This window comes from Leclercia sp., assembly GCF_036780805.1.
Lineage (GTDB): Bacteria > Pseudomonadota > Gammaproteobacteria > Enterobacterales > Enterobacteriaceae > Enterobacter.
On record NZ_DAIQCE010000001.1, the window covers coordinates 825,984 to 844,311 of the forward strand.

At 59.2% G+C, this 18,328-nt stretch carries 13 protein-coding genes; 6 read left to right on the forward strand and 7 right to left on the reverse strand.

All coding sequences use genetic code 11. The features are described 5' to 3' along the window. Positions 1-25 precede the first annotated feature (25 nt). The 3 genes from paaK to paaY all read left to right on the forward strand — a co-directional run bounded on the left by paaK (position 26) and on the right by paaY (position 3,003). Positions 26-1,375: a phenylacetate--CoA ligase PaaK gene (gene paaK / locus V7Q49_RS03820; protein ID WP_333849405.1), complete on the forward strand. Its 1,350-nt coding sequence runs from the start codon at positions 26-28 to the stop codon at positions 1,373-1,375. 85 nt (positions 1,376-1,460) lie between these two features. Further along, on the forward strand, positions 1,461-2,396 hold the full coding sequence (gene paaX, locus V7Q49_RS03825; RefSeq protein WP_333849406.1) for a phenylacetic acid degradation operon negative regulatory protein PaaX: 936 nt from the start codon (positions 1,461-1,463) through the stop codon (positions 2,394-2,396). A gap of 10 nt (positions 2,397-2,406) precedes the next feature. Continuing rightward, on the forward strand, positions 2,407-3,003 hold the full coding sequence (paaY, locus tag V7Q49_RS03830; RefSeq protein ID WP_333849407.1) for a phenylacetic acid degradation protein PaaY: 597 nt from the start codon (positions 2,407-2,409) through the stop codon (positions 3,001-3,003). A 639-nt stretch (positions 3,004-3,642) separates the two neighbouring features. Here paaY and nadS read toward each other — a convergent pair. Then, positions 3,643-3,927, reverse strand: a complete 285-nt coding sequence (gene nadS / locus V7Q49_RS03835) for a NadS family protein (protein ID WP_333849408.1) — start codon at positions 3,925-3,927, stop codon at positions 3,643-3,645. 199 nt (positions 3,928-4,126) lie between these two features. Then, positions 4,127-4,732, reverse strand: a complete 606-nt coding sequence (gene azoR / locus V7Q49_RS03840) for an FMN-dependent NADH-azoreductase (RefSeq protein ID WP_333849409.1) — start codon at positions 4,730-4,732, stop codon at positions 4,127-4,129. Between the two features lie 204 nt (positions 4,733-4,936). Between azoR and hrpA the strand changes: the two genes are divergently transcribed. Next, a complete protein-coding gene (gene hrpA / locus V7Q49_RS03845; RefSeq protein ID WP_333849410.1) occupies positions 4,937-8,839 on the forward strand; it encodes an ATP-dependent RNA helicase HrpA in 3,903 nt (1,300 codons plus the stop codon). Between the two features lie 96 nt (positions 8,840-8,935). Here the strand turns inward: hrpA and V7Q49_RS03850 are convergent, their stop codons facing one another. From V7Q49_RS03850 to V7Q49_RS03870, 5 genes are all read right to left on the reverse strand, one after another. Continuing rightward, positions 8,936-9,595: an O-methyltransferase gene (locus V7Q49_RS03850; protein WP_333849411.1), complete on the reverse strand. Its 660-nt coding sequence runs from the start codon at positions 9,593-9,595 to the stop codon at positions 8,936-8,938. A 63-nt stretch (positions 9,596-9,658) separates the two neighbouring features. Continuing rightward, a complete protein-coding gene (locus V7Q49_RS03855; protein WP_333849412.1) occupies positions 9,659-11,077 on the reverse strand; it encodes an efflux transporter outer membrane subunit in 1,419 nt (472 codons plus the stop codon). After that, positions 11,074-12,153: an HlyD family secretion protein gene (locus V7Q49_RS03860; RefSeq protein ID WP_333849413.1), complete on the reverse strand. Its 1,080-nt coding sequence runs from the start codon at positions 12,151-12,153 to the stop codon at positions 11,074-11,076. The genes V7Q49_RS03855 and V7Q49_RS03860 overlap by 4 nt, the downstream gene beginning before the upstream one ends. Positions 12,154-12,186: 33 nt before the next feature. Beyond that, on the reverse strand, positions 12,187-13,839 hold the full coding sequence (locus V7Q49_RS03865) for an MFS transporter (RefSeq protein WP_442913055.1): 1,653 nt from the start codon (positions 13,837-13,839) through the stop codon (positions 12,187-12,189). 152 nt (positions 13,840-13,991) lie between these two features. Then, entirely contained in the window at positions 13,992-15,314 is a 1,323-nt protein-coding gene (locus V7Q49_RS03870) for an MFS transporter (protein WP_333849414.1), read from the reverse strand. A gap of 390 nt (positions 15,315-15,704) precedes the next feature. On the opposite strand from V7Q49_RS03870, the gene V7Q49_RS03875 reads away from it, so the two are divergent. After that, positions 15,705-16,508, forward strand: a complete 804-nt coding sequence (locus V7Q49_RS03875; protein WP_333849415.1) for a YdcF family protein — start codon at positions 15,705-15,707, stop codon at positions 16,506-16,508. A 198-nt stretch (positions 16,509-16,706) separates the two neighbouring features. Continuing rightward, a complete protein-coding gene (gene aldA / locus V7Q49_RS03880; RefSeq protein ID WP_333849416.1) occupies positions 16,707-18,146 on the forward strand; it encodes an aldehyde dehydrogenase in 1,440 nt (479 codons plus the stop codon). The last annotated feature ends 182 nt before the right edge of the window (positions 18,147-18,328 follow it).

Genomic DNA, 18,328 nt, shown 5'->3' on the forward strand with positions numbered 1-18,328 from the left:
AATTATAAAATGTGAGTACCCTACAATGACAATCACAACGACAGCAACGACAACGACAGCCACTTCGACCACTAAACTTGACCCAATCGAAACCGCGTCCGTGGATGAGCTGCAGGCCCTGCAAACCCAGCGCATGAAGTGGACGTTAGAACACGCTTATAACAACGTCCCGATGTACAAGCGCAAGTTTGATGCCGCGGGGGTCCACCCTGACGATTTCAAAGAGTTAGCGGATATCCGTAAGTTCCCGTGCACCACCAAACAGGATCTGCGCGACAACTATCCGTTCGACACCTTCGCGGTGCCGATGGAGCAGGTGGTGCGTATTCATGCCTCTTCCGGGACCACCGGGAAACCGACCGTGGTCGGCTACACGCAAAACGACATTGATACCTGGGCCAACATTGTGGCGCGTTCCCTGCGCGCCGCCGGGGGCAGCGCGAAGGACAAAATTCACGTCGCCTACGGCTATGGCCTGTTCACCGGCGGGCTGGGGGCTCACTACGGTGCCGAGCGTTTAGGCGCGACGGTCATCCCCATGTCCGGCGGCCAGACCGAGAAACAGGCCCAGCTGATCCGTGATTTCCAGCCGGATATGATCATGGTGACGCCGTCCTACTGCCTCAACCTGATCGAAGAGCTTGAGCGTCAGATGGGCGGCGATGCCAGCCAGTGCTCCCTGCGCGTCGGCGTCTTTGGTGCCGAGCCCTGGACCCTGGCGATGCGTCGCGAAATTGAGAAACGCCTCGGGATCACCGCCCTCGATATCTACGGTCTGTCCGAAGTGATGGGCCCGGGCGTGGCGATGGAGTGTATCGAAACCGCCGATGGCCCGACCATCTGGGAAGATCATTTCTACCCGGAGATCGTCAACCCGAACGACGGCACGCCACTGGCCGACGGTGAGCAGGGCGAACTGCTGTTCACCACCCTGACTAAAGAGGCGCTGCCGGTGATCCGCTACCGCACCCGCGACCTGACCCGCCTGCTGCCGGGCACCGCCCGCACCATGCGCAGGATGGATCGCATCAGCGGACGTAGCGACGACATGTTAATCATCCGCGGCGTCAACGTCTTCCCGTCCCAGCTGGAAGAGGAGATCGTGAAGTTCGAGCACCTGTCGCCGCACTACCAGCTGGAGGTCAATCGCCGGGGCCATCTTGATTCGCTTTCGGTGAAGGTGGAGCTGAAACAGAGCAGCTTAACCCTGACCCACGAGCAGCGCTGCAACGTGTGCCATGAGCTGCGCCACCGCATTAAATCGATGGTGGGGATCTCCACCGACGTGACGATTGTGAACTGCGGCAGCATCCCGCGTTCCGAAGGCAAAGCCTGCCGCGTCTTCGACCTGCGTAAGGTCGCCGCCAACGGCTAACCTGGCTGCTGACCCTCTCCATGTTGGGGAGGGTCGCGCCTCTGGCGCTATGCTATGATTCATCCGGAAAAATAATCACAACAGAATGAATCAGATGAGTAAACTCGACGCCTTTATTCAGCACGCGGTCAGCTCCGTTCCCGTCAGCGGTACTTCGCTGATCTCCTCTTTGTACGGTGATGCGCTCTCCCATCGCGGGGGCGAAGTCTGGCTGGGTAGCCTGGCGGCACTGCTGGAGGGGATGGGATTTGGCGAACGCTTCGTGCGTACCGCGCTGTTCCGCCTGAACAAGGAGGGCTGGCTGGATGTGGTCCGCATCGGCAGACGCAGCTTTTACCGGCTGAGCGACAAAGGGCTGCGCTTAACCCGGCGAGCAGAGGCGAAAATTTACCGTGCGGAGCTTCCTGCCTGGGACGGCAAATGGCTGCTGCTGTTGTCTGAAGGGATGGATAAAGCGACGCTGGCGGATGTGAAAAAGCAGCTGATCTGGCAAGGCTTCGGCACCCTGGCACCCAGCCTGATGGCCTCGCCGTCGCAACAGCTGGCGGACGTACAGACCCTGCTGCACGAAGCGGGCGTCGCCGAGAACGTGATCTGCTTTGAGGCGCATTCGCCGCTGGCGCTCTCCCGCGCCGCGCTGCGCGCCCGGGTTGAGGAGTGCTGGCAGCTCAGCGAGCAGAACGTCATGTATGAAACCTTTATCGACTCCTTCCGGCCGCTGCTGCCGCTGCTGCGTGAGGCCACCCCGGAGGAGCTGACCCCGGAACGCTGCTTCCAGATCCAGCTGTTGCTGATCCATTTTTATCGCCGGGTGGTGCTCAAGGATCCGCTCCTGCCGGAAGAGTTACTCCCATCGCACTGGGCAGGCCAGACGGCCCGCCAGCTGTGCATCAATATTTATCAGCGCGTCGCGCCGGGTGCGCTGGCGTTTGTCAGTGAGAAAGGGGAGACCAGCGTTGGCGAACTGCCGTCGCCGGGCGCCTCTTACTGGCAACGCTTCGGCGGCCTGACGCCTGCGTAAAGGAGGTAATGTGCCTGTATATCAAATCGACGGGATGACCCCGGTTGTTCCACCCGAGAGCTACGTCCACCCGACCGCGGTGTTGATTGGCGATGTGATCCTCGGCAAGGGCGTCTACGTAGGGCCCAACGCCAGCCTGCGCGGCGATTTTGGCCGTATCGTGGTGAAAGACGGGGCCAATATTCAGGACAACTGCATCATGCACGGTTTCCCGGAGCAGGATACGGTGGTGGAAGAAGAGGGCCATATTGGTCACGGCGCCATTCTGCATGGCTGCATCATCCGCCGGAATGCGCTGGTGGGGATGAATGCGGTGATCATCGACGGGGCGGTGATTGGCGAAAACAGTATCGTCGGTGCGGCCGCGTTTGTGAAAGCGAAAGCGGAAATGCCGGCCGACCATCTGATTATCGGCAGCCCGGCCAAAGCGATCCGCGTGCTGAGCGAGCAGGAAAAAGCGTGGAAGCAGCAGGGCACCCGGGAGTATCAGACGCTGGTGGAACGCTGTAAGCAGACGATGCATCAGGTTGAGCCGCTGCACGAGGTTGAGCCGGACCGTAAGCGGCTGGTGTTTGACGAGAATCTGCGTCCAAAATCGTCCAGCTGAGCGGCAAAACTCCTGACAAAACGAGATCGGGATCACGTAATTATCTGTTTTAATGATATTAAACAAGAAAATATAATAGGGCGTGATTTGCGTGTTGACAGTGCGTCTATAATGAGTAAATTAGAACTCAGCACCACAGAGAAATAAATGTTTCACGGTGCGGTAATAAAGCAGTAAAGAGATGCGATAAAGGCCACGAAGTAGTGTAGTTTGGGTCCTGGTAATAAGTAAATGCCAGTGTGAACACGCTTTCAGGCCATGCAGTAAATCAGTACGATCGCATGATGGGGAAGTCAACGCGATGATGTAAGGCCTTGTTTCAAAGAGTAATGGTCGCGATCTGGGGACGTAAGTATGGCGTTAAGACTATCGCGACGCAATTAAGGCAACGCATCAAGAGTATATATCGCGTGGGTGATGTACACGACAGGAAATGATGTTATTTCACATACTTATCAGAGGAGGTAGCGTTAACTTGTTTAATCGGTAATCCTGTGAGAATACGTACATCTTTGAAGTTGTAGTGTGTAATTAAGTTGATGAATGTTAATTATTAATTTGGTAGTAACCTAAAAGCCCCGGCAAAATATATTGCTGGGGCTTTTTCATTTCCGCTGTTCGCTTCGTTAAAGCGACCATTTAATGCGCAGCCAGTTCGTAAAAGAACGCCGGGTTTGCCTGGATGGTGGCCAGCACTTTTGCCGCCAGACCGGTTGGGTTACGCCGTCTGGATTCCCAGCTTTTAATGGTGTCCACGCTGGTGCCCAGTGCTTTTGCCATTTCAGCCTGAGACACGTTGAGCTGCTCTCTGATCGCTTTTACATCGGCAATCTCATAACGGGTCACGCGGGCAGGGGCTTTTTTCCCGCTTTTGATCTCCACCGCCTCTTCAAGGGAGGTTTTAAGTTCGTCAAAAAAATCCATTTCACACCTCTTCGTACGTTTGTAATTATCCAGACAAAGGTACCCTGTACACCTAACGGCGTACATCGGTCGTGACCAAAACCAGGATAATGCCAGGAAAATTTTAAGGGATGCTGAATTTACGAGGCGTCTCGTAAAGTTGTGGGTTAAAGCAGGGGGGAATAAAAAAACTCCCACCGGGCGGTGGGAGTGGGAAACCTTATGCAGCCACCAGGCTGTCGATCGCGGCTTTCGCATCGTTCTGCGCTTTAGTCGCCACTTCCGGGCCATAGGCGATACCTTCAGCGAACACGAAGTTCACGTCGGTTATGCCGATGAAGCCCAGGAACAGGGTCAGGTACGGCGCAACCAGGTCGGTTGGGGTATCTTTATGAATACCGCCACGGCTTGACAGCACGACCGCACGTTTACCGGTCACCAGACCTTCAGGGCCTTTCTCAGTGTAACGGAAGGTAACGCCCGCGCGAGCTACCAGGTCGAAGTAGTTTTTCAGCTGCGTTGGGATGTTGAAGTTGTACATCGGGGCGTTAATCACGATCACGTCGTGCGCCTGCAGTTCGGCAATCAGCTCATCGGACAGCGCCAGCGCTTCCTGCTGACGTGGGGTCAGTGGCGCATCGCTTGGACGCAGGGCACCAACCAGTTCACCATCCAGTACCGGGATTGGCTGAGCGGCCAGATCGCGGACGGTGATTTCGTCACCGCTGTGCTGTTCACGCCACTGCTCAACGAAATAATCAGACAGCTGACCAGACTGAGAGTACCCTGCCAGAATACTGGATTTGAGAACTAATACTTTGCTCATGGGTGATTCCTTTTATGTATTTGATGAGGGGGGGTTACCCCGTTGCTTGCTGACACTCTATTCACAATCCTGTCGCAGGGATAGCGCAATATATCGAAGCCTATGTTCGAAATTTTTGAATAAGGCGCAAAAACCGGCGATGTGGTACTCTATATCAATCATTAAAAAGAGATTTTATCCGGCAGTGCACTGCCCGTTAACGCTATGACAGAACAACAGAAATTAACCTTCCCGATGCTGATGCAACAGCTGGAACCGCTGATGCTGCGTGATAAACAGCGGTTTGCCCGCCGTCTCCACGGGGTCAAGAAGGTTAAAAATCCTGATGCACAACAGGCTATCTACCAGGAGATGGCAAAAGAGATTGAACAGGCAGCGGGTAAGGTCGTGCTGCGCGAAGCCGCGCGCCCGGAAATTACCTACCCGGAAAACCTGCCCGTCAGCCAGAAGAAACAGGCGATCCTCGAGGCCGTGCGCGATCACCAGGTGGTGATTGTGGCGGGGGAGACCGGCTCCGGTAAAACCACCCAGCTGCCTAAAATCTGTATGGAACTGGGGCGTGGGATCAAAGGCCTGATCGGCCACACCCAGCCGCGGCGTCTGGCGGCGCGTACCGTCGCGAACCGTATCGCCGAAGAGCTGCAAACCGAGCCGGGCGGCTGCATCGGCTACAAGGTGCGTTTCAGCGATCACGTCAGCGATAACACCATGGTTAAGCTGATGACCGACGGGATCCTGCTGGCGGAGATCCAGCAGGACCGGCTGCTGATGCAGTACGACACCATCCTCATCGATGAAGCGCACGAGCGCAGCCTGAACATTGACTTCCTGCTGGGCTATCTGCGCGAACTGCTGCCGCGTCGCCCGGATCTGAAAGTCATCATTACTTCGGCCACCATTGACCCGGAACGTTTTTCGCGCCACTTCAACAATGCGCCGATCATTGAAGTCTCCGGGCGTACCTATCCCGTAGAAGTGCGTTATCGTCCGATGGTGGAAGATGCCGACGACACCGAGCGCGATCAGCTGCAGGCCATCTTCGACGCGGTAGACGAGCTGGGCAATGAAAGCCCGGGCGATATTCTGATCTTTATGAGCGGGGAGCGCGAAATCCGCGATACCGCCGACGCGCTCAGCAAGCGCGACCTGCGCCATACCGAGATCCTGCCGCTGTATGCGCGTCTGTCCAACAGCGAGCAGAACCGCGTGTTCCAGTCCCACAGCGGCCGCCGTATCGTGCTGGCGACCAACGTGGCGGAAACTTCCCTCACCGTGCCGGGCATTAAATACGTTATCGACCCGGGTACGGCGCGTATCAGCCGCTACAGCTACCGCACCAAGGTGCAGCGTCTGCCGATTGAGCCAGTGTCGCAGGCCTCGGCAAATCAGCGTAAGGGCCGCTGCGGCCGCGTGTCTGAAGGGATCTGTATTCGTCTCTATTCGGAAGACGATTTCCTGTCGCGCCCGGAGTTTACCGACCCGGAAATTCTGCGCACCAACCTGGCGTCGGTCATCCTGCAGATGACCGCCCTCGGGCTGGGCGATATCGCGGCGTTTCCGTTCGTCGAAGCGCCGGACAAACGCAATATCCAGGACGGCGTGCGCCTGCTGGAAGAGCTCGGGGCGATCACCACCGACGAGCAGGCCACCGCCTACAAGCTGACCCCGCAGGGCCGTCAGCTCAGCCAGCTGCCGGTGGATCCGCGTCTGGCGCGGATGGTGCTGGAGGCGCAAAAACACGGCTGCGTGCGCGAGGCGATGATCATCACTTCGGCGCTCTCCATTCAGGATCCGCGCGAGCGCCCGATGGACAAACAGCAGGCCTCCGACGAAAAACATCGCCGCTTCCACGACAAAGAGTCTGACTTCCTCGCCTTTGTGAACCTGTGGAACTATCTGGGCGAGCAGCAAAAAGCGCTGTCGTCGAACCAGTTCCGCCGCCAGTGCAAGCTGGATTACCTTAACTACCTGCGGGTGCGCGAGTGGCAGGATATCTACACCCAGCTGCGTCAGGTGGTGAAAGAGCTGGGCATCCCGGTGAACAGCGAGCCGGCGGAGTATCGTGAAATACACATCGCGCTGCTGACCGGTCTGCTGTCGCATATCGGGATGAAAGATGCCGATAAGCAGGAATTTACCGGCGCGCGTAACGCCCGTTTCTCCATCTTCCCGGGCTCCGGTTTGTTCAAGAAGCCGCCTAAATGGACAATGGTGGCCGAGCTGGTGGAGACCAGCCGCCTGTGGGGCCGCATTGCCGCACGTATCGATCCCGAGTGGGTTGAGCCGGTTGCGCAACATCTGCTGAAGCGCTCCTACAGTGAACCGCACTGGGAGCGGGCGCAGGGCGCGGTGATAGCGACGGAAAAGGTCACCGTCTACGGCCTGCCGGTGGTGGCCGCGCGTAAGGTTAACTACAGCCAGATCGACCCTGTGCTTTCCCGCGAGCTGTTTATCCGCCACGCGCTGGTGGAGGGTGACTGGCAGACCCGTCACGCCTTCTTCCGGGAAAACCTGAAGCTGCGCAGCGAAGTGGAAGAGCTGGAGCATAAAACCCGTCGCCGCGATATCCTGGTGGATGACGAGACGCTGTTTGAGTTTTACGACCAGCGCATCAGCCACGACGTGGTCTCGGCCCGCCACTTTGACAGCTGGTGGAAAAAGGTCAGCCGCGACACCCCGGATCTGCTCAACTTTGAAAAGAGCATGTTGATCAAAGAGGGGGCGGAGCAGGTCAGCAAGCTCGATTACCCGAACTTCTGGCATCAGGGCAACCTCAAGCTGCGCCTGAGCTATCAGTTTGAACCGGGCACCGATGCCGACGGCGTAACCGTCCACATCCCGCTGCCGCTGCTTAACCAGGTGGAAGAGAGCGGTTTCGAGTGGCAAATTCCCGGCCTGCGGCGCGAGCTGATTATCGCCCTGATCAAATCCCTGCCGAAGCCGGTGCGTCGCAACTTTGTGCCTGCGCCGAACTACGCCGAAGCTTTTTTAGGCCGGGTGGCGGCGCTGGAGCTGCCGCTGCTGGATGCGCTGGAGCGCGAGCTGCGCCGGATGACCGGTGTCACCATCGACCGGGAAGACTGGCACTGGGATCAGGTGCCCGATCACCTGAAAATCAGCTTCCGCGTGGTGGACGAGAAGAACAAAAAGCTACAGGAAGGTCGCTCCCTGACCGAACTGAAAGAGGCGCTGAAAGGCAAAGTGCAGGAGACCCTCTCTGCCGTGGCCGACGACGGTATCGAACAGAGCGGGCTGCATATCTGGAGCTTTGGTCAGCTGCCGGAAAGCTACGAGCAGAAGCGCGGCAATTATAAGGTGAAAGCCTGGCCGGCGCTGGTGGACGAGCGCGACAGCGTGGCGATCAAGCTGTTCGATAACCCGCAGGAGCAGCAGCAGGCGATGTGGCGCGGGCTGCGCCGTTTACTGCTGCTGAACATCCCGTCGCCGATCAAGTATCTGCACGAGAAGCTGCCGAACAAAGCCAAGCTGGGGCTCTACTTTAACCCGTACGGCAAGGTGCTGGATCTGATCGACGACTGCATCTCCTGTGGCGTGGACCAGCTGATCCACGCCGCGGGCGGCCCGGTGTGGACCGAAGAGGGCTTTGCGAAGCTGCACGAAAAAGTGCGCGCCGAACTCAACGAGACGGTGGTCAACATTGCGAAGCAGGTCGAGCAGATCCTCACCGCGGTGTTCAATATCAACAAGCGTCTGAAAGGGCGGGTGGATATGACCATGGCGCTGGGGCTGTCGGACGTGAAGGCCCAGATGGCGGGGCTGGTCTATCGCGGGTTTGTCACCGGCAACGGGTACAAGCGTTTAGGCGATACGCTGCGCTATCTGCAGGCGATTGAAAAACGTCTCGAGAAGATGGCGGTCGATCCGCACCGCGACCGGGCGCAGATGCTGAAGGTGGAAGCAGTGCAGCAGCGCTGGCAGCAGTGGCTCAACAAGCTACCACCGACCCGCCGCGATGACGAAGACGTGCAGGAGATCCGCTGGATGATCGAAGAGCTGCGCGTCAGCTTCTTTGCGCAGCAGCTGGGGACGCCGTACCCCATCTCCGACAAGCGTATTTTGCAGGCGATGGAGCAGATTTCGGCTTAAAAAACGCCGGGCGGCGCATGCGCTTGCCCGGCCTACGGTGTTCTCCCTCTCCCTGTGGGAGAGGGTCGGGGTGAGGGCATCAGGCCGCACAATGCCTTACCCGTTCACCATCGCCAGCGTAAACCCATCCCACCCCTTCACGCCCACCGTCTGTAATGCCGTCGCGGTCAGGCGCGGGTTATCGCCAATCATCTCAATAAACCGCCGCACGCCGTGCACCCGGGCATCATCACTCTGGCCGTTAATCACTTCTCCGTCGCGCACCACGTTGTCACCGATGATCAACGTGCCTGGCCGGGAGTAGTGCAGCGCCCACTCCAGATAGCCCGGATTATTCGGTTTGTCGGCATCGATAAAGATCAGATCGAAGGGCGGAATGTTGTCGAAGCGTTCAAGAGAGAGCAGGGCCGGGCCTTCAATCAGCTCGATACGCTGCTCCAGCCCTGCCAGATGGATGTTCTGCCGTGCGACCTTCGCGTGAACCGCATCGGCCTCGAGGGTGATCAGCTTCCCGTCCGGTGGCAGGGCACGCGCCATCCAGATGCTGCTGTAGGCCCCCAGGGTGCCGATCTCCAGGATGCGCCTGGCCTGGGTCATGCGCACAAACAGCGCCAGCAGCTGACCCTGATTGGCGGCGACGTCGTGCGCCGGTAAACCGGCTCGCTGGTTATTCTCAAGCACCTGCTCAAGCACCTCATCCTGAGGAATAAGCTCGGAAATCATGTAATTATCTACGGCAGACCACTGTTGTTGCATAGATTGACCCCTTAGTGAGAATTGTCACCCAAAAACGCCGGGCGGCGCATTCGCTTGCCCGGCCTACGATCCTGTAGGCCCGGTAAGCGTAGCGCCACCGGGCATGTTTTCAGACCACCCGCCCCCCAGCGCCTTATACAGATCGATCTGCGCCAGCAGCAGGTTATTTTTCGCCTGCACCACGCTGGTCTGCACCGAGAATAGCGTACGCTGGGCGTCCAGCACGTCCAGATAGGAGGAATAGCCATTGTTATAGCGGTTCTGCGCGATCCGCAATGTCTCCTGGGCGACCTCCTGCTGCGCCACCAGCTCGGTCAGCTGCTCGCCGTACCGGGTGATGGCATCGAGGCTGTCATTCACCTCTTTGAAAGCGTTGCGCACAGTTTTTTCATAGCTGTAGAGCGCCTGGTTACGCTGCGACTGGCCGATGTCCACCTGGGCGTTCAGCGCCTGCCGGTTCAGCAGCGGGGCCAAAATACTGCCGCCGATGCTCCACAGCTCCAGCGGGTTGTCCAGCAGGCCGGGCAGGGTGCGATCCTGAATCGAGCCGGTGGCGGTCAGGTTGATCGACGGCAGCAGGCTGGCGCGCGCGGACGCCAGCGAGGCATCGGCGGCGATCAGCTGGCGTTCCGCCTGCACAATGTCCGGGCGGCGATTAAGCAGCGACGAAGGCAGCTGCGACGGGATGCGCAGCGGGGTCAGGGTGTCGAAATCCGCGCTGCGGGCAATCGCCCCCGGGTTGCTCCCCAGCAGCAGAGTCAGGGCATTCTCCTGGCGGGCAATCTGATTTTGCACCTGCGGGATCTGCGCCCGCGTCGAGCGCAGCTCGGAGTCGGACTGCATCAGCTCCAGGCGCGAGCTGTAGCCGGTCTGATACTGCCGCTGCGCCAGGTTAAAGGCCTCCTCCCGCGCTTTGAGGGTCGACTGCGTCACCCGGAGCTGCTCGTCCAGCGCCAGCAGGGTGACGTAACCCGAGGCCACCGACGAGGCCACCGTCAGGTCTGCCGCGGCGGCGGCCGCTTTTTGCGCCTCGAGGGTCGCCTGGGCGGCATCGGTGGTGCGGCGGTTCACACCCCAGATATCCACGTCATAGCTGGCGGTCAGGCTGCCTTTATACAGCGCACCGTAGGTGGGCAAACCGGTGGCCGCCGACTGGGATCGGGCGCGACCCGCATTCAGATTGGCATCCAGGGTGGGAAACAGACTGCCCTCGCTGGCATAGACCCGCGCCTGATACTCGTTGATCCGCTCCCTGGCGATTAGCACGTCGCTGTTGTTGCGCAGGGCCTGGTCCACGTAGGCGTTGAGATGGCTGTCGTGAAAATTACGCCACCACATCTGCTCTGCCGGGCTGGCAGGGCCGGTGCTGGCCCGCCACTGGGCGGGGATTTGCAGGGTCGGTTTTGCCGGGGTGACATCTACCGACTGGCAGGCGCTCAGGGCGGCGGCAATCAGCAGGGCGGTGAGCGGGCGGCGGATCATTCTGCCTCCCGGGTATCAATCGTCACCTGCACCGACATCCCCGGCCTCAGCCGCGCCGCGTCTTCTGCCTTGCCCAATACTTCAATGCGCACCGGAATGCGCTGGGCGATTTTCACGAAGTTGCCCGTGGCGTTATCCGGGGTAATGGCGCTGAACTCCACCCCGGTGGCGGGAGAAATGCTCTGCACCCGGCCTTCATAGGCTTTGTCGTTCAGGGCGTCGACGGTAAATTTCACCGGCTGGCCGACGCGCAGGTTCGCCAGCTGGGTCTCTTTGATATTGGCGATCACCCAGTGCTGCGGCGGCACCAGGGTGGTGAGATGGGTTCCGGCGGTCACGTAGGCACCCAGGCGGACGGCAATCTGCCCCAGCTGGCCGTCGCGCGGGGCAACGATGCGGGTGTTCTGCAGGTCGATCTGCGCCAGCTCCAGCGCCGCCTTCGCGTTTTCGACGTCGGCCTCCAGCGCGGCGCGGTTGACGATCGCGGTCTGCAGATCCTGGCGCGACATCTCCAGCGTGGCTTTCGCCTGGTCGATGTCGGCGCTGCCCTGGGCGGCGCTCGCCAGGGCGGCATCCCGCTCACGGATCGACAGCGAGCCGTCGGCGGTGAGGTCTTTCACCCGTTTCAGGTCGGCCTGGGTTTTCTGGCTCTGCGCGCGGGCGTTTTTCAGCGCCGCATCGTTACGCTGGATCACCGCTTCGGCGCTTTTGCGCTGCTGCAGGTTGTTATTCAGGCTGGCGATTTTCATCGCCAGCTGGGCCTCGGCCTGGTGTACCCGCTGGCGGTAGATGCGGTCGTCGATCTGCAGCAGCAGATCGCCTTTCTTCACCTGCTCAAAATCCTGCACCTTCACCTCGGTGATGTAGCCATTGACCTGGGGGCTGATAAAGGTGGTCTGGCCGCGCACGTAGGCGTTATCGGTGAACTGGACGTGGCGGGTAAAGGGCGGCAGTTGCCAGGCGTAGAGGATCACCAGCACGCCGACGATGCCGATCGCGGCGGCGGCGAAGATTGACACCACGCGCAGATTATTACGGGTATTGGCCTGCTCTTTAGCGGCATCCTGCTGACTCATAACTTCTCCAGAAACATCATTTATTTTTATCCATTACTGACTGCCGGTGGCCTTTCTCAGTGCCAGACGGGCGGTGATGCGCAGGCGCAGCAAGCGCCATAAAATCCAGACCAGCGTGGCGGTGGCAATGCCAGCCGTCAGAAGATAAGTATCGTTGTAAGCGAGAATATTTGCCTCCAGCGTGCTGGTGTTCTGTAGCTGGAGCACCGACTGGGTGCTCAGCAGGGCGCTGTCGCCAATCTGGCTCTGGTACATCTGGCTGTAGAGCTGTAGCCGCTCATTCACCAGCGGGTTGAGGCTGGTGAGCTGTTCGGCCAGCAGGCCGGAGTGGTACTTCTCGCGCCAGGTCTGGAAGGTACCCAGAATCGCGGAACCCAGCAGGCCGCCGATGTTCTGGCTCATGCCGAACAGCACCGAAAAGCTGACCAGGTTTCGCGGGTCGGCAATCACTCCGCCAATCCCGGCCAGCATCGCCGGGGCGAGGAAGAAGGCGCTGCCGAATCCGAGCAGGAACTGGCTCAGCATCAGCTGATCCGGGCGGGTGAGGCTGGTGGACTGGCTGTCGAGCAGCGAGGCGATAATCATCAGCACCAGCGAGGTGATAATCGGCCAGGCGAGTTTGGTCGGCTTGATGGTCAGGCAGCTGGCGGCGATACCGCAGGCGATCCCGGCAAAAATCGCCCATGCCAGGTGGGTCATCTGTTCGTTCTGCAGGCCGACATACTGCAGCCAGCCGATCACGCCGGTGTTTTGCTCTGCCAGCACGATGCGGATCAGCAGCATGATCAGCCCCAGGCGCAGGATACTGCCGCTGGAGAGCCAGCGCGTATTCAGCAGCGGGTTGCTGCGGTTATGCTCGAAAACCACCGCGGAGACGATGAGCACCAGCGAACCTGCCAGCGCCCAGCCGATCCACGGCGCTTCAAACCACCAGTCGAGCCGTCCGAGCGACAGCACCGCGCACAGCAGGGCCATCCCCGGGGCCAGCAGGATAAAGGTGATGAAATCTTTCTTCTCGAATACCTTGCGCCGGTCGCCGGGGGGCAGCTTGAGGGCGATCACGCAGCCCAGCGAGATCAGCGCCAGGCCCAGTTCAAACAGGTAGAGCCCGCGCCACTCGTCCAGCTGCAGCAGCTCGGTGGAGAACAGCCGCGCAATGGGGATCGCCAGTGACGAACCGGTGATGCCGATGGTCAGGGCCTTCAGACGATGCTTCGCCGGCCAGGCCTGGATCTGATAGTAGATCCCCAGCGAGCTCAGCGCCGCAGCCACCATACCGTGGGCGGCGCGTACCATCAGGGCCGAGCTGAGATCGTTGACGAACAGGTGAAAGAAGGTCACCAGCACATACAGCACCAGGAAGCCTTCGGTAAAGGCGCGCAGGCCAAACTGCTGGCGAAACTTCACCAGCAGCAGGTTTATCGACACGTTGGTCATCACGTAGACCGCGGGCAGCCAGGCGATCTCGGTGGACCAGGCGGAGAAGGTGCCCTGCAAATTTTGCAGGTTGGCGGCAACCATCGCATTGCCCAGCGCCCCGGTCAGACAGACCAGCAGACCCACCACCCCGTAGGCGATGCGTTTCGGGGTGCTGTGCACCGGCGTGGACGGCGAGCCTAACAGCATCGGCTTTTCGTGAGGCTGCCACTCGCGAGGAGCATAGGGGTCGCGTTGGGGCAGTCGCATAGCGGTAAATACCTGTGGTGTTAATGATTAATTAGAGGGCTAATGATTCTACTTCTGCCGCAAAGTATCTTTCAAGTGAATATGATAATAGCGGGTTAAGCAAATGTGAGCGGTAAGTATGATAGCGGCCAGCGACGCTGGCCGCCTGGGGATCAGAGTTCGTTGGTTTGTGCGTTGACGACCGGCGCGCGTTTAATCCGGCTGGCGCAGAAGATGGCAATCAGGGAGATGGTCACGGTGATCGCCAGATACCAGGCCACCGGCACCCAGTCGCCGTGATATTTCGCCAGCAGGCCGGTAGCAATCAGCGGCGCGGTGCCGCCCGCCAGGGCAGCGCCCAGCTGATAGCCGAGGGTGATGCCGGTGTAGCGCACGTTGGCGGTGAAAATTTCCGAACAGAGGGTGCCGAGCACCGCGGTGACCGGCGCCCACAGCACGCCGAAGGCAATCACGGTCGCGAGCACAATGCCCCAGGTGGTGCCGGTGTTGAGCAGCATAAACCACGGCACGATAAACAGGCCGAGGACAAAAACGCTGACGGCATACATCCGCTGGCGACCGACCTTATCCGACAGCAGCCCCATCAGCGGGATCATAATTGTCGCCACCAGCGCTCCGAGGGTGACCGCCTCCAGCGCCTGCGATTTTTGATAGCTGAGCGTGGTGGTGGCGTAGCTGACCACAAAGGTGGAGAAGATATAGAACGGGGCGGTCTCAACCACCTTCAGCCCGGCGGCGATCAGCACTTCGCGCCAGTGGTATTTCAGGGTATCGCGCAGCGGGGCTTTGGCCACCTTGCCGGAAGATTTAACCTTTTTAAACTCCGGCGTTTCGTCGATATCCTTGCGGATCCACAGGCCCAGCAGCACCAGCACCGAGCTCAGCAGGAACGGAATACGCCAGCCCCAGGAGAGGAAATCATCTTCGCTGAACAGGGTCATCAGCGAGACGATAAAAGTCGCCATCAGCATGCCGATAGTCACCCCGGCCTGCGGAATACTGCCGAAGAACCCTTTGCGCTTCTCCGGGGCGTACTCATAGGCCAGCAGCAGAGCACCGCCCCATTCGCCGCCGATCCCCATCCCCTGAATAATGCGCATCAGGATCAGCAGGGCCGGGGCCCAGAGGCCAATCTGCTGATAGGTGGGTAATAGGCCAATCATCACGGTTGCACCCCCCATTAACGACAGGGTTAACACCAGCGTTTTTTTGCGCCCGATACGATCCCCGATGTGGGCGAAAATCACGCCCCCAATAGGGCGGATAAAGAAGGTTAATGAGAACGAGAGATACGACAAAATCAGGCCAATGACCGGGTCGACCATCGGAAAGAAGATCTTGTTAAACACCAGCGCGGCGGCCGTGCCGTAGAGAAAATAGTCAAACCATTCAATGGCGCTGCCGGTGAGGCTGGCGATCAGCACCTTTTTATTTTTGCGTAAAACTGCGGTACTGCTTTCGTGTTGTTGTGTCATACCCGTGATCCCGCCCAGTGGATGATGAAGCGGGTGACACCCGGCGCGCTTCGGGTGCAACCCATAAACGAAAAAGGTTGTCGAATTGTTAAGCAACTTAGGGAGGGCTGTTACTTTTGGCAAGCAGTGAGAGGCGAAAACTGGTCAGATCACGCTGAAATAAGCAGCAATCACTGCTTTTGATAGTGATATTTCTGGCGCTTAATTTTTTTAATGGCGTAAATTGCAGCATATAATGCAGGTGCAACCGCCTGATTTTTGGACGTTTCTGGTTATTTCAGTTTAATGACTATTCTTATAGGGCAACTGCCGATTTCGCTTTCAGAGGGATCCTCTGTTAACCGACGGCCCGCGCGTTACCCTTAACGTAATTGCTGGAAGGAGGTAACGATGAGTCTCACAATCTTCCCATCTCTGCCGGATAAAACGCTGGCCGCGGTCAATACCGTCGGGGCCTGGCTTGCTGAAGATAATCTTCCTTATAATCCGCCCGCGCTGCAGCCGGATCTGGTGGTGCTGGCCGGTAATGCGGTGATCCCCTCCATTGACGCGGCCTGTCGTCTGGCATCGGAGCTTGCCATCCCTTTGCTGATCAGCGGCGGCATTGGCCATTCGACCACCTTTTTATACGCTGCCATTGCGCAACACCCGCGTTACAACCGAGTACGTACCACCGGTAAAGCCGAAGCCACCATCCTGGCGGAGATCGCCCGTGAGTTCTGGCATATTCCGTCGGAACGTCTGCTGGTGGAAGATCAGTCCACCAACTGCGGTGAAAATGCCCGCTTCAGCGCCGCCATGATTACCCATCATCAGCTGGCGGTGAAACGCGGGATTGTAGTCCAGGACCCGACCATGCAGCGCCGCACCATGGCCACCTTTGCCCGGGTCTGGCGCGATAAGCCGGATGCGCCGGAATGGACCAGTCATCCGGGCATCATCCCGCAGCTGCAGAACAGCGAAGACGGGCTGGTATTCCGCGGCGGCGGCGAGGGGCTGTGGCCGGTGGAGCGGTATCTGTCGCTGGTGCTGGGTGAGCTCCCGCGCCTGCGCGATGACATTAACGGCTATGGCCCGCTTGGCCGTGATTTCATCGTTCATGTCGATATTCCTGCCGAGGTGGAGGCCGCCTGGCAGATCCTGCGTAACGACGCCATTCTCACCGAGGCGTTGACCAGCCGCTCCCTGCTGTAACCTGATGCCCGTTTGCGATGGCTTTCCCGCAAACGGGCACGCTTTGTTGTCGAATTGTAATTAATTCCTCCTGCTGACCCGTTTCTTTTATGAGATATCTCACAAAAACAGCGCGATAGACTGGGATTGCCGATCGGGAACTGTAGTTTTTAACAATAATTTTACTTGTTAAAAACAGTGCAATTACAGGAGCAGGTCATGACAGTACCCGTACAACATCCTATGTATATCGATGGACAGTTTGTTGCCTGGCAGGGTGATGCCTGGATTGATGTGATCAATCCCGCCACCGAAGAGGTCATTTCCCGTATTCCCGACGGCAGCGCCGAAGAGGCCCGCAAGGCCATCGACGCCGCCGAGCGCGCCCAGGCCGACTGGGAGGCGCTGCCCGCCATTCAGCGCGCGGGCTGGCTGCGTAAAATCGCCGCCGGTATTCGTGAGCGCGCCAGTGAAATCAGCGCTCTGATCGTGGCTGAAGGCGGCAAAATTCAGCAGCTCGCGGAGGTGGAAGTGGCGTTCACCGCCGACTATCTCGACTACATGGCCGAGTGGGCGCGTCGCTACGAGGGCGAAATTATCCAGAGCGATCGCCCGGGCGAAAACATCCTGCTGTTCAAACGCGCCCTTGGCGTGACCACCGGTATTCTGCCGTGGAACTTCCCGTTCTTCCTGATCGCCCGCAAGCTGGGTCCGGCGCTGCTGACCGGCAATACCATCGTCATCAAGCCGAGCGAATTCACGCCGAACAACGCCATTGCCTTTGCCAAAATTGTTGACGAGATTGGCCTGCCGAAGGGGGTCTTTAACCTGGTGCTGGGCCGGGGTGAAACCGTGGGCCAGGAGCTGGCGGGCAACCCGAAAGTGGCCCTGGTCAGCATGACCGGCAGCGTGGGGGCAGGCGAGAAGATCATGGCCGCGGCGGCGAAGAACATCACCAAAGTCTGTCTGGAGCTGGGCGGTAAAGCCCCGGCCATCGTGATGGACGATGCGGATCTGGAGCTGGCGGTGAAAGCCATTGTTGACTCCCGCGTGATCAACACCGGGCAGGTCTGTAACTGTGCCGAGCGCGTGTATGTGCAGAAAGGCATCTACGACCGCTTTGTGAACCGTCTCGGCGAAGCGATGAAGGCGGTGCAGTTTGGCAACCCGGCCGAGCGCAACGACATCGCCATGGGGCCGCTGATCAACGCTGCGGCGCTGGAGCGCGTCGAGCAGAAAGTGGCGCTGGCGGTACAGCAGGGGGCGAAAGTGGTGCTGGGCGGCAAGGCGGCAGAGGGGAAAGGGTATTACTATCCGCCGACGCTGCTGCTCGACGTGCGTCAGGACATGACCATCATGCACGAAGAGACCTTCGGGCCGGTGCTGCCGGTGGTGGTGTTTGATACCCTGGAAGAGGCGCTGAAGATGGCCAATGACAGCGACTATGGCCTGACGTCCTCGATTTACACTCGGGACCTGAACGTGGCGATGAAAGCCATCAAAGGGCTGAAGTTCGGTGAAACCTACATCAACCGCGAGAACTTTGAAGCGATGCAGGGCTTCCACGCGGGCTGGCGTAAATCCGGGATCGGCGGGGCAGATGGTAAACACGGTCTGCATGAGTATCTGCAGACCCAGGTGGTCTATTTGCAGTCCTGAAGCTGAACATGCCGGGTGGCGCTGCGCTTACCCGGCCTACAAAATCCACAAACCGGCACCGGTTTTCCCCCTCTCCCTGCGGGAGAGGGGAGCAGTCTGCTTGCCGGGTGGTGCTGCGCTTACCTGACCTACAACACCCACAACCCGGCACCGGTTTTCTCCCTCTCCCTGCGGGAGAGGGT